The sequence below is a fragment of the Frateuria sp. GZRe12 genome (assembly GCF_051900535.1).
Classification (GTDB): domain Bacteria; phylum Pseudomonadota; class Gammaproteobacteria; order Xanthomonadales; family Rhodanobacteraceae; genus Frateuria_A.
In genome coordinates this window covers 473030-487990 of the sequence record NZ_JBHZGI010000001.1, presented here as the reverse complement: position 1 = coordinate 487990, position 14961 = coordinate 473030, and the positions used below count along the sequence as shown (strand labels likewise).

Here is a 14961-nt window from a genome sequence, read left to right as displayed (position 1 = left end):
GCTCCGCGCTACAGCGCGATGGCGGGCGACCGCTCGCGCGAGCGGGCAAGCCACACGCGAAGCAGCGCCAGCAGCAGTTCGATGTCGACCGGCTTGGCGATGTAGTCAGAAGCGCCCGCGTCCAGGCACTTCTGGCGATCGCCCTTCATCGCCTTCGCGGTGACCGCGATCAGCGGCACCTCGGCCAGCGCCGGCTGCGCGCGGATCTGCTGCATGGTTTCGTAGCCGTCCATCTCCGGCATCATGATGTCGATCAGCGCGATGTCGATCCCGGGCGTCTGTTCCAGAATCGCGATGCCCTCGCGGCCGCCCTCGGCATGCATGACTTCCACGCCGTGGCTTTCCAGCACGCTGGTCAGCGAATAGATGTTGCGGATGTCGTCGTCCACGATGAGGATGCGCGCGCCAGCCAGCTCAGGCACGGGACGCATGCCGCCGGCGGCTTCCGGCATCGCCTGCGGTGCGGGCGCCTGGTGGATGTGGCCGGCCAGACGCTTGAACACGTCGGCCAGTTGCTCGGGTGCGGCCGGCTTTTCGGTGACGCCGAACGCGCCCAGGCTGAGCGCCGAGCCAAGCTTGTCCGCGCCGGAGATCACCTGGATCGGCATGTGCATGGTCTGCGGATCGTGCTTGAGCAGGTCCAGCAGCACGAAGCCGTCGATGTCGGACAGGCCAAGGTCCAGCGTGATCGCGTGCGGCTGCAGCTTGCGCGCGAGCGTCAGCGTGCCGGCGCCGGCGGTGGAGACCACGCCCTTGAGGCCGGCGTCGCGGGCGATGTCCAGCAGGATCGAGGCGAAGGTCGGGTCGTCCTCCACGATCAGCACGAACGGCGAGTCGCCCAATGCGTCGCGGTCGTCGGTGACTTCCATCGGCGCGGGCAGGGCGCCCGGCACCGTGGCGCCGCTGTTGTCGTAGCGGGCGTTGCTGGTCCCCAATGGCACGGATACGGGCGAGAGCGCCTCCATCGGCACGAACAGGGTGAAGGTCGAGCCCACGCCCGGAGTCGAGCGCACCTGCAGTTCGCCGCCGATCAGGCGCGCGATCTCGCGGCTGATCGACAGGCCCAGGCCGGTGCCGCCGTACTTGCGGCTGGTGGTGCCGTCGGCCTGCTGGAACGCCTCGAAGATGAGTTTCTGCTTTTCCTTTGGAATGCCGATGCCGGTATCGGTGACGGCGATCTCGATCGCGTGTTCGGCATAGCGCAACACCGGGTGGTTGGTACTCCAGCCGCCGGACACCGGCCGCACGGCCAGCGTGACGCTGCCCTCGCCGGTGAACTTGAAGGCGTTGGAGAGCAGGTTCAGCACCACCTGCTGCAGGCGCTTCTCGTCGGTGCGGATCGAGGCGGGCAGGGCCGGGTCGAACTCCACCTTGAAATCCAGGTTCTTGTCGCTGGCCAGCTGCCGGAAGGTGCGCTCCATGTGCTGCTTGAGCCCGCTCAAGGGCATGTCGCCGATCTCGATCGACACCGTGCCGGACTCGATCTTGGAAAGGTCCAGGATGTCGTTGATCAGGCTCAGCAGGTCCGAGCCGGCCGAATGGATCGTGCGGGCGAACTCGGTCTGCTTCTCGCTCAGGTTGCCCTGCGGATTGTCCGCCAGCAGGCGCGAGAGGATCAGCAGCGAGTTGAGCGGCGTGCGCAGCTCGTGGCTCATGTTGGCCAGGAACTCGGACTTGTACTTGGAGGTGAGGGCCAGCTGCTCGGCCTTTTCCTCCACCGCGCGGCGGGCCATGTCGATCTCGAAGTTCTTGGCCTCCACCTGCTTCTTTTCGTTCTCGAGCAGCTGGGCTTTTTCCTGCAGCTCCTCGTTGGTGGCGTGCAGCTCTTCCTGCTTGGTGGTGAGCTCGGTCTGGCGCGCCTGCAGTTCCTGGGTGAGGAGCTGGGACTGCTTGAGCAGGCCCTCGGTGCGCATCGTCGCGGCGATCGTGTTGAGCACGATGCCGACCGATTCCATCAGCTGGTCGAGGAAGTTCTGGTGGGTCTCGTTGAAGCGGTTGAACGAAGCCAGTTCGATGACCGCCTTGACGTCGTCCTCGAACAGCGCCGGCAGGATCGCCACGTTGGCCGGCGGCGCGTGGCCCAGGCCCGAGCCGATGCGGATGAAGTTGTCGGGGATGTCGGTCATCAGCATCGCCCGCTTGTCGGCCGCGCATTGGCCGACGAGGCCCTCGCGCAGCTTGAAGGTGGGCTTGAGCTGGTCGCGGCTTTCGGCGCCGTAGCTGGCGACGAGATCGAGCACCGTCTCGTTGTCCTCGCGACGGGCCACGTAGAACACGCCGTACTGCGCGTTCACCAGCGGCGCGAGCTCGGACATGATCAGGTTGGACACCGTCGCCAGGTCGCGCACGCCCTGCAGCATGCGCGAGAAGCGGGCGAGGTTCGTCTTGAGCCAATCCTGTTCCGCGTTCTTCAAGGTCTGGTCCTTGAGGTTGCGGATCATCTCGTTGATGTTGTCCTTCAGCGCGGCCATTTCGCCGGAGGCCGCCACCGCGATCGAGCGGGAGAGGTCGCCCTTGGTCACCGCGGTCGCCACGTCGGCGATCGAGCGCACCTGGTTGGTGAGGTTCGCCGCCAACTGGTTCACGTTGTCGGTGAGGTCGCGCCACAGGCCCGCTGCGCCGGGCACGCGCGCCTGGCCGCCGAGCTTGCCCTCGATACCCACCTCGCGCGCCATGTTGGTCACCTGGTCGGCGAAGGTGGCGAGCGTGTCGATCATGCCGTTGAAGGTATCGGCCAGCGCGGCGATCTCGCCCTTGGCGTCCACCGACAGCTTGCGCTTGAGGTTGCCCTGCGCCACCGCGGTCACCACGTCGGCGATGCCGCGCACCTGGCTGGTCAGGTTGCCGGCCATCAGGTTCACGTTGTCGGTGAGGTCCTTCCAGGTACCGGCCACGCCGGGCACCTGCGCCTGGCCGCCGAGCTTGCCTTCGGTGCCCACCTCGCGCGCCACGCGGGTCACTTCCGAGGCGAAAGAGTTGAGCTGGTCCACCATCACGTTGATGGTGTCCTTCAGGGCGGCGATCTCGCCCTTGACGTCCACGGTGATCTTCTTGGAAAGGTCGCCACGGGCCACCGCCACCGTCACCTCGGCGATGTTTCGCACCTGGCCGGTGAGGTTGTCGGCCATCAGGTTCACGTTGTCGGTGAGGTCGGCCCAGGTGCCCGCCACGCCGCGCACCTGCGCCTGGCCGCCGAGCTTGCCCTCGGTACCCACCTCGCGCGCCACGCGAGTCACTTCCGAGGCGAAGGAGTTGAGCTGGTCCACCATCGTGTTGATGGTGTTCTTGAGCTCGAGGATTTCGCCCTTGACGTCCACCGTGATCTTCTTGGACAAGTCGCCCAGCGCCACCGCGGTGGTTACCTCGGCGATGTTTCGCACCTGGCCGGTGAGGTTGGCGGCCATTGCATTCACGTTGTCGGTGAGGTCCTTCCAGGTACCGCCCACGCCGGGTACCTGCGCCTGTCCGCCGAGCTTGCCTTCGGAACCCACCTCGCGCGCCACGCGCGTCACCTCCGAGGCGAAGGAGTTGAGCTGATCGACCATCACGTTGATGGTGTTCTTCAACTCCAGGATTTCTCCCTTGACGTCCACGGTGATCTTCTTGGAAAGATCGCCGCGCGCCACGGCGGTGGTCACCTCGGCGATGTTTCGCACCTGGCCGGTCAGGTTGCCGGCCATCAGGTTCACGTTGTCGGTGAGGTCCTTCCAGGTGCCGGCGACGCCCGGCACCTGGGCCTGGCCGCCGAGCTTGCCTTCCGAGCCCACCTCGCGCGCCACGCGCGTCACCTCGGAGGCGAAGGAGTTCAACTGGTCGACCATCACGTTGATGGTGTCCTTGAGGGTGAGGATCTCGCCCTTGACGTCCACGGTGATTTTCTTGGAAAGATCGCCGCGCGCCACCGCCACCGTCACCTCGGCGATGTTTCGCACCTGGCCGGTGAGGTTGTCGGCCATCAGGTTTACGTTGTCGGTGAGGTCGGCCCAGGTGCCGGCCACGCCGGGCACCGTGGCCTGGCCGCCCAGCTTGCCTTCCGTACCCACTTCGCGCGCCACGCGGGTCACTTCCGAGGCGAACGCGTTCAGCTGGTCCACCATCACGTTGATGGTGTTCTTCAGTTCCAGGATCTCGCCCTTGACCTCCACCGTGATCTTCTTGGAAAGGTCGCCGCGGGCCACCGCGGTGGTCACCTCGGCGATGTTTCGCACCTGGCCGGTGAGGTTGTCGGCCATCAGGTTCACGTTGTCGGTCAGGTCCTTCCAGGTGCCGGCGACGCCCGGCACCTGCGCCTGGCCACCGAGCTTGCCTTCGGTACCCACCTCGCGCGCCACGCGTGTCACTTCCGAGGCGAAGGCATTCAGCTGGTCCACCATCACGTTGATGGTGTTCTTGAGCTCCAGGATCTCGCCCTTGACCTCCACCGTGATCTTCTTGGAAAGGTCGCCCGAAGCCACCGCCGTGGTCACCTCGGCGATGTTTCGCACCTGGCCGGTAAGGTTGTCGGCCATCAGGTTCACGTTGTCGGTCAGGTCCTTCCAGGTACCTGCGACGCCCGGCACCTGCGCCTGACCGCCAAGCTTGCCTTCGGTACCCACCTCGCGTGCCACGCGCGTCACTTCCGAGGCGAAGGAGTTGAGCTGGTCGACCATCGTATTGATGGTGTTCTTGAGCTCCAGGATCTCGCCCTTGACCTCCACCGTGATCTTCTTGGAAAGGTCGCCGGAGGCCACGGCGGTGGTCACCTCGGCGATGTTGCGTACCTGGCCGGTGAGGTTCGTGGCCATGGCGTTGACGTTATCGGTGAGGTCCTTCCAGGTGCCGGCCACGCCCTTCACGGTCGCCTGACCACCCAGCTTGCCCTCGGTACCCACTTCGCGCGCCACGCGCGTCACCTCGGAGGCGAACGAGGCGAGCTGCGCCACCATCGTGTTCACCACCTTGCCGATGCGCAGGAACTCGCCACGCAGCGGGCGTCCATCGATCTCCACCGTCATGGTCTGGGACAGGTCGCCCTTGGCCACCGCGCCGATGACGCGCGCCACTTCGGCAGTGGGCTGGACCATGTCCTCGATCAGGTCGTTGACCGAGCGGATGGCGCTTTCCCAGCCGCCCGTGGCCGCCTTGACGCGGCCGCGCTGGTTGATGCGGCCTTCCTTGCCGACCACGATCGACAGGCGTTCCAGTTCGTCGGTGAGCTGCCGGTTGAAACCGACGACTTCATTGAAGAGGCGCGCCACTTCGACGTCGGCGCCGGGGCCACTCTCGGGCAGGCGCACACTGAAGTCGCCGCTGCGAAGGCTGCGCAGGGCAGCGATGAGCTGGGCACGGTCCAGCGATTCCAGGCGAATTTCGGCGCTCACATGAGTCTCCTGTGGTGACAGCACGTCCTGTCCAGGGTCGAATCATGGATACGTGGCTGGCACCCGGCATTCGAGGGGCAAGCTGCCGAGGGTGCACGTCCCACGCTGAACCCATGCTTCAACCGGCCAACGCGGTGGGCAGGCGGCGATCGGGCACGCACGTCCCATGGCGCGGCCGGCGCCATGGTGCCCAGGTCAACGCTTCTCCACCGACGCCCCTCCTGGTGCCGTATACGGCTTCCGACGCCGCCGAACCATAGCATGCGGCCGGGTTGGCTTCGCGAGAAAGAGTCCATAGAATGCGGGCGGCTGCTACAGCAGGTCGCTCCGCTTCGGGATCGGCTTTTGGGGGTTTGAGGGGGCCCACGTGATCCGCCAGACAAGGGGGCGAACTTCGGCATGCCATTGGAGAAGGATGTAGCCGGTTTTCTGCGGTCGACATTCCGGTCCATCTGGTCGATGGAACTGTTGTTCCTGCTGCTGCGCGATCCCGCGCGCTGCTGGTCCTCCCCGGAACTGGTCGATGCGCTGCGAGCCAGCGAACTGGTTGTGAGCCAGGCCGTGGAATCGCTCCACGCCGCAGGCCTGATCGTGCGCGAGAGCGACGATCTGGTCCGCTACGGCCCAGCCTCCGAAGATCTCCACGACCTCGTCGAAGCCTCCCAGACACTGTACGTGCGCTCGCCCGACGCCGTGCTGCGGCTGATCATGCGGTCGCGATCCGACAACCTCGTCGCGTTCGCCGACGCCTTCCGATTCCGTAAGGACTAGCGCGTGTCCCAATACTTCGCACCCGCGGTTTACCTGTTGTGTTTCCTGGCCAGCACGGTCTGTGCGGTGATGCTCGGTCGCAGCTTCCATCGGACCCGCGCCGGGCTGCTCTTCTGGAGCGCGCTGTGTTTCCTGCTGCTTGCGATGCAAAACCTGCTGCTGGTGCTTGACCTGATCGTCTTTCCCGGCTCGGTCGACCTGGCCGTCCCGCGCGCCCTGTTGTCGCTGGCGGCGGTGGCGACGCTGTTGTTCGGCTTCATCTGGAACGGAGAAGGCGAATGACGCTGTTGATCTATTTCCTCTCCGGTGCCGTCACGCTCGGCTTCTTCGTCGGGGGGCTGTTCTTCCTGCGTTTCTGGCGGCGCACCGGCGACAAGCTGTTCCTAGCGTTTTCGCTGGCATTCGGCTTGCTGGGCGTGGCCCAGATAGTGATCGCGATGACGAACGTGTATTTCGAGGACCGGAGTGCTGCCTATCTGGTCCGCCTGGCGGCGTTCGCGATCATCATCGTGGCGATCGGCCGCAAGAACCGGAAGGTCCTGTAGGGGGCTCCAGCCTCCCGCTTTTTCTCCGGGCGTGATCGGAGGTGGGTTGAACCCCACCTTGTGTCGTCCTACAGATCCAGCGGCTGCAACGCGCGCGCACGTTCGGCGCGCTCCCACATCTCGTCGAACTGTTGCCGAAGCGGTGCCCAGCCGGGGCGATCGGTCAGTGCGGCTCGACCCTGCGGGCGTTCGGCGTCGGGCTGGAACAGATAGCCGCCACCATCATTCAGCAGGCAGGCCGACGGATTGCCCAGGTCGATCTCCTCGACCGGCACGCGTACCTGGATCACGCTCGGAAGCCGCTGCATCAGGAGAATCAGGCGGTGCCCATCGCGCAGGGCAGTCGCCGGTTCTTTGAGCAGCAGGCGGATCTGCGCGCCACGGCCGGCGGTCGCGATGCGGCGCAGCTCGGCGATCTCTTCCGCGCTGGCGTAAAGCGAGTCGTCCAGGCGTGGGAGGCGGATGTCCAGCTGGCGTCGCGTCGCGACCAGCAGGGCGTGCCGAGCCGATGCCAGTTCGGCCGTGCTACCGACCGGCAAGGATTCGTCCGGGCCGGGCTGGCCCGTCACAGGCGTCCCTTGTGCGGCACGAGGTGGCCGTCGTTCACCAGGGTCAGCAGCAGCGTCAGGGCGTCGTCGCCGGGCGCGTCATCGAAGGCGAGCGCGCGTTCGGCGCACAGGCGCCGGGCCAGATCGGACGGAGCGGCATACGCATGGCCATTGGCGAACAGCACCGCCGCGCGCCGACCGCGGCTCCACGCCAGCCGTGACCACGGATGGCGCAGCAGCCTTGCACCGCCGTCCAGGCTTTTGCGCAGGGCAGCCAGGGTCATCGGCCTGGCCGGCATCGCGGGTGTCTGGGCGTTGCGGTAGCGGGTGATGAATCGCCCGAACCAGTCGCGCAGGCTTTCCTCCTCGAGCGCGCTGGCGAAGGGCAGTGCGATGCGCAGGCGCTCCAGGGCAGCGTTGTCGATCTCGCCCGTCGAGCGTGCGGGGGCGAGGTCGGGGTCGGTGTAGCGCTGCGATTCGTCCAGTCGCTCAGCGAGGTAATCGGCCAGGTCGCCGGTGAGTTCCGCCTGCGAAGGCGCGCGCATGCCGACCGAGAAGGTCATGCACGGGCCGCCGAAAGCCACGCCGTCGTGCGGCACACCCGGCGGCAAATAAAGCATGTCGCCCGGTTCGAGCAGCCATTCGTGGGTGGGCTCGAAATGCGCCAACTGCTTCAGTTCGACGTCGGGACGGATATCCGTCGGCGCCGCCGGGTCGGTGCTGATCGCCCAATGCCGCGAGCCCAGGCCCTGCAGCAGGAATACGTCGTACTGGTCCACGTGCGCGCCGACGCCGCCACCCGGTTCGGCGTAGGACACCATCACATCGTCGATCCGCCAGCTCGGCAGGAAGCGGAAATGCTCCAGCAGCTGCGCCACGTCCGCGTCCCACTTGTCCACGTCCTGCACCAGCAGCGTCCAGTTGCGGTCGGGCGTGCGCGAAAAATCGGCTTCGTCGAGCGGCCCGGTCTTCACCGACCAGCGGTCGCGCGCTTCGTCGTGGATGATCAACCGCGACAGCGCACCGTCCTCGCAGGCCAGGCCGCCCAGGTCATCCGGCCGCAGTGGTGGCTGGAAATCGGGGAAGGCGCCGCGGATCAGCAGCGGGCGTTTTTGCCAGTAGTCGCGCAGGAATTGTGCTGGCGGCATGCCCAGCGGTTGTTTCGCCGAACCGCGGACTTCGATGGGGAATGGCTTGTTCATCCGCGCATTGTAAGGCGCGGGTAGCCGGCTGCATGCCGGAACGTTCCTGTCGGGGCGTTGCCTAACCGAACGCCTTGACCACGTTGTTCACGCCCAGCCCCAGCACGGCGAGCGCCGCCAGCACCGTCGCCACACGAGCCGGCATGCGCCGGGCGAATATCGCACCCACCGGGGCAGCGACGACGCCGCCGGCGATCAGCCCGAGTACGGCCGTGCCGTGGCTGAGGCCGATCATCAGCAGGAAGCTGATGCTGGCGGCGATGCTGACCACGCACTTGGCCAGGTGCACCGTGCCGATCACCATCCGAGGCGTGGCACCGCGGGCGACGAGCGTGGTCACAGTAAGCGCGCTCCAGCCACCGCCGGCCACCGCGTCGGCGAAGCCCGCGCCGAGCCCGAGCACGGGCGTGCCGCGAGGGACATCCGGCCCGGGCGGGCGACCCAGTGCGCCACGCATAAGCAGGAACACTCCCATCCCGAGCAGGTAAGGCGTAAGCGCCAACCGCATCCACTGCGCCGGCACGTGCACCACGACCGCGGCTCCGATCACGGCGCCGATCACGCCCGGGATCGCCAGCATACAGAACAGCGGCCAGCGCACGTTGCCGGCGAGCCAGTGGCTAAGGCCCGATGCGCCGCAGGTGAAAGCCTCGGCCTGGTGCACGCTCGCGGTCGCGGTGACCGGGGGGACGCCCAGGCCCAGCAACATCGCCGCCGACGTCACGCCATAGGCCATGCCCAGCGCGCCGTCGACCAGCTGGGCCAGGACGCCGACGGCGGCAAAGGTAAGGAACTCGGCGGGGATCATCATCGATGCGCGCGGGCGTAGGGATGTCTGGAGTATCCAGAGCGCTGCCCATGCGCGGAAATAAGGGCCTGGTATATCCACATGCCGAGCTGTCCTTTCCCTGGCGCGACCACCGCGCCTAGATTGTCCGGGCCACACATTTGGACGTCCAAAAGGACAAAATTACGTGAACGCCCTGGTTGCACCGGAGCCCCTGCCACCCATCCTGGCGCCGGAAAAAACGGCCTTGCTCGCCCGATTGGCCGAAGGCCTGGCGCCGGAAGAATTGTACTGGGTGGCTGCCTGGAGCGCGGCCCGCGCCGGCCTGGCGCAACGTGGTGCCGCGCCTATCGATACGCATGCCGGTGCGGCCGAAGCGCCGCGACTGACCATCCTCTACGGCAGCCAGACCGGCAATGCCAGGCGGCTGGCCGAGCAGTTGGCCGCGCGCAGCGAGTCGGCCGGCCTGCCGGTGAGGCTGGTGCGCGCGGATGCGTACGTGCTGCGCGAACTGGCCAGGGAAACCCATCTGCTGGTCGTGATCAGCACCCAGGGCGATGGCGAACCACCGGATGACGCCCGCGGTTTCGTCGAATTCGTCGCGGGCAAGCGCGCACCCCGGATGCCCGGGCTTCACTATGCGGTACTGGGATTGGGCGATTCGAGCTACCCGCAGTTCTGCGCGATCGGTCGCCAGCTCGACGCGCGCCTGGCCGAGCTGGGCGCCAGCCGCCTCGCGGCACTGGGGGAGGCCGACGTCGACATCGACCAGATTGCCATCCCATGGTCGACCAGGGTGGTGGAACAGGCGCGCGATGCGCTGGGCAGGACCCGATCCGTCATTCGAAACGCCACGGTCCACGCCTTGCACGCGCGCAGCCCGCACTCGCGCGAGCATCCCTTCGCCGCCACCGTGCTGGCCAACCAGCGCATCGTGTCGCGTGAAAGCGAACGCGCCGTGCATCACCTGGAGCTGTCGCTGGAAGGCTCGGGCTTGCGCTATGCACCCGGCGACGCCATCGGCATCTGGCCGGTCAATCCACCGGCGCTGGTCGAACAATTCCTGCAGGCGTTGCGCCTGGACGGGTCGGACGAGGTGGCGCACGACGGCCGCACGCTGCCGCTCGCGCAGTGGCTGGGCCGCGAGCGCGAACTGACCCGGCTCACCCGCGCCTTCGTCACCACCCTTGCGACCGCCAGCGGTCATGCGGACCTGATGCGCGTACTGCGCAAGGAAAATGCGGCATCGTTCGCCGAATTGCTCGCCAGCCACCAGCCGATCGACCTGCTGCGCCGCTACCGCGCGGCCTGGCGGAAAGAGGAACTGGTCGCCGCGCTACGGCCGCTCACGCCGCGCCTGTATTCCATTGCCTCCAGTCCCCGGGTCGTGGGTGAGGAGGAAGCCCATCTCACGGTCGCACGGGTGGAATACGAGGCGTTCGGCATGCCGCACTGGGGCGCGGCCTCGGCCTTCCTCTCGGCGACGGAGGAAGAGGCCGCGGTGCCGGTGTTCATCGAAACCAACGACCGCTTTCGCCCCCCCGCCGACGACAGCCGCGACATCATCATGATCGGCCCGGGCACGGGCGTGGCGCCCTTTCGCGCCTTCGTGCAGGACCGCCGCGAAACCGGCGCGCGCGGCCGCAACTGGCTGGTGTTCGGCAACCGTCATTTCACCCGCGACTTCCTCTACCAGGTCGAGTGGCAGGAAGCGTTGAAAGCGGGCGCTCTGCACCGCCTCGACCTGGCTTTCTCGCGTGACGGCGCGCGAAAGGTCTACGTGCAGGACCGACTGCGCGAGCAGGGCAAAGAGTTGTACGCCTGGCTCGAAGGCGGCGCGCACCTGTACGTATGCGGCGACGCGATGCACATGGCGAAGGACGTTCACGCCACGCTGCTCGACATCGCCGTCGCCCATGGCGGCCATTCTCCCGACACAGCCAGGGAATGGCTCACCGACCTTCTCACCCAGGGCCGCTACGCCCGCGACGTGTACTGACATGCCCGTGCTTTCCGAACTCGAACACATCAAGGATCAAAGCCGGCAGTTGCGCGGCTCCATCGCCGAAGGCCTGGCCGATCCAGTCACCGGCGCCATCGGCGAGGCCGATACGAAGCTGCTCAAGTTCCACGGCAGCTACCAGCAGGACGATCGCGATCTGCGCGAGGAACGACGCCGCCAGAAACTGGAGCCGCTCTACAGTTTCATGCTGCGCGCGCGGCTGCCCGGCGGCGTGGTCACGCCGGCGCAATGGCTGGTGTTCGACCGGCTCGCTCGCGATTACGCCAGCAGCGGCCTGCGTATCACCACGCGCCAGACCTTCCAGTGGCACGGCATCCTCAAGCACGACCTCAAGCCCACCATCGCGGCGATCAACCACGCCATGGCCAGCACCATTGCCGCCTGCGGCGACGTGCTGCGCAACGTGGTGAGTACCCCGCTGCCGGTGCAGTCGCAGGCGCATGCCGAGGCCTATGCCTGGGCAGCGAAGCTGTCCGACGAGCTGGCGCCGAAGACGACCGCGTATCACGAACTCTGGCTCGATGGGGAAAAACTGGTCGGCGAGCCTGAACCCGAGCCGCTCTACGGCCGCACCTACCTGCCGCGCAAGTTCAAGATCGGACTGGCGATCCCGCCACTCAACGATATCGACGTGTTCGCGCAGGACCTGGGATTGATCGCCATTGCCGAGGAAGGCCGCCTCGTGGGCTTCAACCTCGCCATCGGCGGCGGCATGGGCGCCACCCACGGCGATCCGACCACCTATCCGCGCCTGGCCGAGGTGATCGGCTTCGTCGCGCCCGCGCAGTTGCGCGACGCCGCCGAACAGGTCATCGCCCTCCAGCGCGACTGGGGCGACCGCGGCGAGCGCAAGCATGCGCGGCTGAAGTACACGCTGGACCGGCGCGGCACCGATGCGTTCAAGACCGAACTGGAGCGGCGCCTGGGCTTCCCACTGCAGGCGGCGCGCCCGTACCGCTTCGAGCACAACGGCGACCGCTACGGCTGGCTGCAGGGCAGCGACGGGCGCTGGCATCTGACCCTGCATGTCGAATCCGGCCGCTTGCTCGACCTCGATGAGCGCCGGCTCCTCAGCGGCATGCGCGAACTGGCTACGGTGCACACCGGCGACTTCCGCCTCACCTGCAACCAGAACGTGATCGTCGCGAACGTCGAAGCAGCCGACCGCGAACGCATCGATGCCATCGTCGCCGCCCACAACCTGGACGGCTACCGCGAGCAAAGCGGGATCCGCCGCCACGCGATCGCCTGCGTGGCGCTGCCGACGTGCGGCCTGGCCATGGCCGAGAGCGAGCGCTACCTGCCGACGATCCTGGACAAGCTCGAGACACGACTGGCGCGCCACGGCCTGCTGGATGCACCGATCCTGCTGCGCCTCTCCGGTTGCCCGAACGGCTGCTCGCGGCCGTATCTTGGCGAAATCGCGCTGGTCGGCCGCGCGCCCGGCCGCTACGACCTGCGCCTGGGCGCCGACTTCGCCGGCCAGCGGCTGAACTCCCTCTACCGTGAGAACGTGGACGAAAAGGCGATTCTGGACGCACTCGACCCCCTGTTCGCCGGCTATGCCGCCGAGCGGGCGGTCGGCGAGGGCTTCGGCGATTTCCTGCTGCGCAGCGGTGTCCTCGCGCCGCCGTCGCCTGCGCGCCGCATCCCCGCGGAGGTGATCGCGTGAACGCGGCGCTGCTTCGCCAGGCCGCCGGCGAGCCGCAGGCGCTGGCGGACGTCAACGCCCATCTGGCCCGGCTCGACGCCGAGGCGCGCGTGGCCTGGGCACTGGAACACGTGCCGGGCGAGCACGTGTTGTCCTCCAGCTTCGGCGCGCAGGCGGCGGTGTCGCTGCACATGGTCACGCTGCAACGTCCATGGATCCCGGTGGTCCTGATCGACACCGGCTACCTGTTCCCCGAAACCTACCGCTTCGTCGATGAGCTCACGGGCCGACTCAAGCTCAACCTCAAGGTCTACCGCGCCGCGCTGAGCCCGGCCTGGATGGAGGCCCGCCATGGCCGACTGTGGGAGCAGGGCGTGGCGGGGATCGACCGCTACAACCAGATGCGCAAGCTCGAACCGATGCAGCGCGCGCTGGCGGAACTGGGCGCGGCCGGCTGGTTTGCCGGCCTGCGGCGCAGCCAGGCGAGCACGCGCGCCGGCGTGGAGTTCGCAGAACACCGCAACGGCCGGTGGAAATTCCACCCGCTGGCCGACTGGACCGACCGCGACGTCGGCCTTTACCTCAAGCGCCACGATCTCCCCTACCACCCGCTGTGGGAGCAGGGCTACACCTCGATCGGCGACGTGCACACCAGCCATCGCTGGAAGCCGGGCATGGATCCGGAGGACACGCGCTTCTTCGGGCTCAAGCGTGAATGCGGCCTGCACAACATCCTTTGAGCCTTGGACTAGCCTGATCACCAGCGACTGGAGGAGAGCCACATGAACGTGACTGCGCTCGCTGCCGATACGGCCGTCACCGACCGCTTGATCGCCCCGCATGGCGGCGTGCTCAAGGACCTGTACCTGCCGCCGGCGGAAGCCGAGGCGCGCGGCGCGCGCATCGGCGACTGGCCGTCGCTGGTGCTCAACACGCGCCAGCTGTGCGACCTGGAACTGCTGCTTTCGGGCGCGTTCTCGCCGCTGGAGGGCTTTCTCGGCCGCAACGATTACAACGGCGTCGTGCAGGACATGCGCATGGCCGACGGCACGCTATGGCCGATGCCGATCACGCTGGACGTGAACGAGGCGTTCTCGGCGACGCTTTCCATCGGCAGCGAGGTGGTGCTGCGCGACGAGGAAGGCATGCCGCTGGCGATCCTCGAGGTGCAGGACATCTACTGGCCAGACCGCCTGCACGAAGCGCTGCACGTGTTCGGAACCAGCGACCGCACGCACCCGGGCGTGGCCGAGCTGTTCGACCGTACCGGGCCGGTGTACCTGGGTGGCCGCGTGCGTGGCCTGCAGCCGCCCGCGCACCCGGATTTCGCCGAGCTGCGCGATACGCCGCGCAGCCTGCGCGCCTGGTTCGAAGCCAATGGCTGGAGCCGCATCGTCGCCTTCCAGACGCGCAATCCCATGCACCGCGCGCACCGGGAACTCACGCTGCGCGCCGCCGAGCAGGTCGGCGCCAGGCTGCTGATCCAGCCCTCGGTCGGGCGCACCAAGCCGGACGACGTCGACTACTCCACCCGTGTGCGCTGCTACCGTGCGCTGCTCTCGCATTACCCGGAGGGCCAGGCCAGGTTGTCGCTGCTGCCGCTGGCCATGCGCATGGGCGGGCCGCGCGAGGCGATGTGGCACGCGATCATTCGCAAGAACTATGGCGCCAGCCATTTCATCGTGGGGCGCGACCACGCCGGCCCGGGCAAGGACGCCAGTGGCAAACCGTTCTACGACCCATACGAGGCGCAGCAGCTCCTGGAGCAACACCAGGCGGAACTCGGCATCCGGATCGTGCCGTTCCCGGCCATGGTCTACGCGGTCAACCGCGATGCCTACATCCCGGCCACCGAGGTTCAGCCCACGGACGAAGTGCGCGACATCTCCGGGACCGAACTGCGCCGGCGCCTGCGCGAAGGCAGCGAAATTCCCGACTGGTTCTCCTTCCCCGACGTGGTGAAGATCCTGCGCGAGCGGCATCCGACCCAGGCGCCATAGCCCGCCTCGGCCCCCTCCGCCCGGAGGGGGAGGAGGGCAACGCGGGTGGTATTCTTGTGCATTGCCGCAGCCAG

11 protein-coding genes are annotated in these 14961 nt (G+C 67.4%); 7 read left to right on the top strand and 4 right to left on the bottom strand.

Annotated features, from left to right (window positions below):
* Positions 1-8: 8 nt before the first annotated feature.
* Entirely contained in the window at positions 9-5360 is a 5352-nt protein-coding gene (locus ACFWZ4_RS02225; RefSeq protein WP_439703115.1) for a HAMP domain-containing protein, read from the bottom strand.
* Positions 5361-5819: 459 nt separating this feature from the next.
* On the opposite strand from ACFWZ4_RS02225, the gene ACFWZ4_RS02220 reads away from it, so the two are divergent.
* Genes ACFWZ4_RS02220 through ACFWZ4_RS02210 form a run of 3 tightly spaced genes read left to right on the top strand, consistent with a single transcriptional unit; the run spans position 5820 to position 6676 of the window.
* Positions 5820-6131 (top strand): hypothetical protein, encoded by a 312-nt coding sequence (locus tag ACFWZ4_RS02220; RefSeq protein ID WP_439703114.1) that lies wholly within the window; start codon positions 5820-5822, stop codon positions 6129-6131.
* Between the two features lie 3 nt (positions 6132-6134).
* The gene (locus ACFWZ4_RS02215; protein ID WP_231320509.1) at positions 6135-6413 is read left to right on the top strand and encodes a DUF5985 family protein; all 279 of its coding nucleotides are present in this window, start codon (positions 6135-6137) and stop codon (positions 6411-6413) included.
* Positions 6410-6676 carry a DUF5985 family protein gene (locus ACFWZ4_RS02210; RefSeq protein WP_231320507.1) on the top strand — a complete coding sequence of 89 codons (267 nt, stop codon included), beginning with the start codon at positions 6410-6412 and terminating at the stop codon, positions 6674-6676. Before ACFWZ4_RS02215 ends, ACFWZ4_RS02210 begins: the two co-directional genes overlap by 4 nt.
* A gap of 68 nt (positions 6677-6744) precedes the next feature.
* On the opposite strand, the gene ACFWZ4_RS02205 is transcribed toward ACFWZ4_RS02210, so the two are convergent.
* The 3 genes from ACFWZ4_RS02205 to ACFWZ4_RS02195 form a co-directional block, all read right to left on the bottom strand.
* Positions 6745-7245, bottom strand: coding sequence for a hypothetical protein (locus ACFWZ4_RS02205; protein WP_439703113.1), 501 nt, complete (start codon positions 7243-7245; stop codon positions 6745-6747).
* On the bottom strand, positions 7242-8426 hold the full coding sequence (locus ACFWZ4_RS02200) for a JmjC domain-containing protein (RefSeq protein ID WP_439703112.1): 1185 nt from the start codon (positions 8424-8426) through the stop codon (positions 7242-7244). The genes ACFWZ4_RS02205 and ACFWZ4_RS02200 overlap by 4 nt, the downstream gene beginning before the upstream one ends.
* Positions 8427-8487: 61 nt before the next feature.
* A complete protein-coding gene (locus ACFWZ4_RS02195) occupies positions 8488-9237 on the bottom strand; it encodes a sulfite exporter TauE/SafE family protein (RefSeq protein ID WP_439703111.1) in 750 nt (249 codons plus the stop codon).
* Between the two features lie 163 nt (positions 9238-9400).
* Between ACFWZ4_RS02195 and ACFWZ4_RS02190 the strand changes: the two genes are divergently transcribed.
* From ACFWZ4_RS02190 to sat, 4 genes are read left to right on the top strand one after another with little or no spacing between them, the layout of a single operon-like run.
* On the top strand, positions 9401-11212 hold the full coding sequence (locus ACFWZ4_RS02190; protein WP_439703110.1) for an assimilatory sulfite reductase (NADPH) flavoprotein subunit: 1812 nt from the start codon (positions 9401-9403) through the stop codon (positions 11210-11212).
* 1 nt (position 11213) lies between these two features.
* Positions 11214-12908 (top strand): assimilatory sulfite reductase (NADPH) hemoprotein subunit, encoded by a 1695-nt coding sequence (gene cysI / locus ACFWZ4_RS02185; protein WP_439703109.1) that lies wholly within the window; start codon positions 11214-11216, stop codon positions 12906-12908.
* Complete coding sequence (locus tag ACFWZ4_RS02180; protein WP_439703108.1) at positions 12905-13627, top strand: phosphoadenylyl-sulfate reductase; 723 nt, start codon at positions 12905-12907, stop codon at positions 13625-13627. Before cysI ends, ACFWZ4_RS02180 begins: the two co-directional genes overlap by 4 nt.
* 42 nt (positions 13628-13669) lie before the next feature.
* Positions 13670-14887: a sulfate adenylyltransferase gene (gene sat, locus ACFWZ4_RS02175; RefSeq protein WP_439703107.1), complete on the top strand. Its 1218-nt coding sequence runs from the start codon at positions 13670-13672 to the stop codon at positions 14885-14887.
* Positions 14888-14961 lie beyond the last annotated feature (74 nt).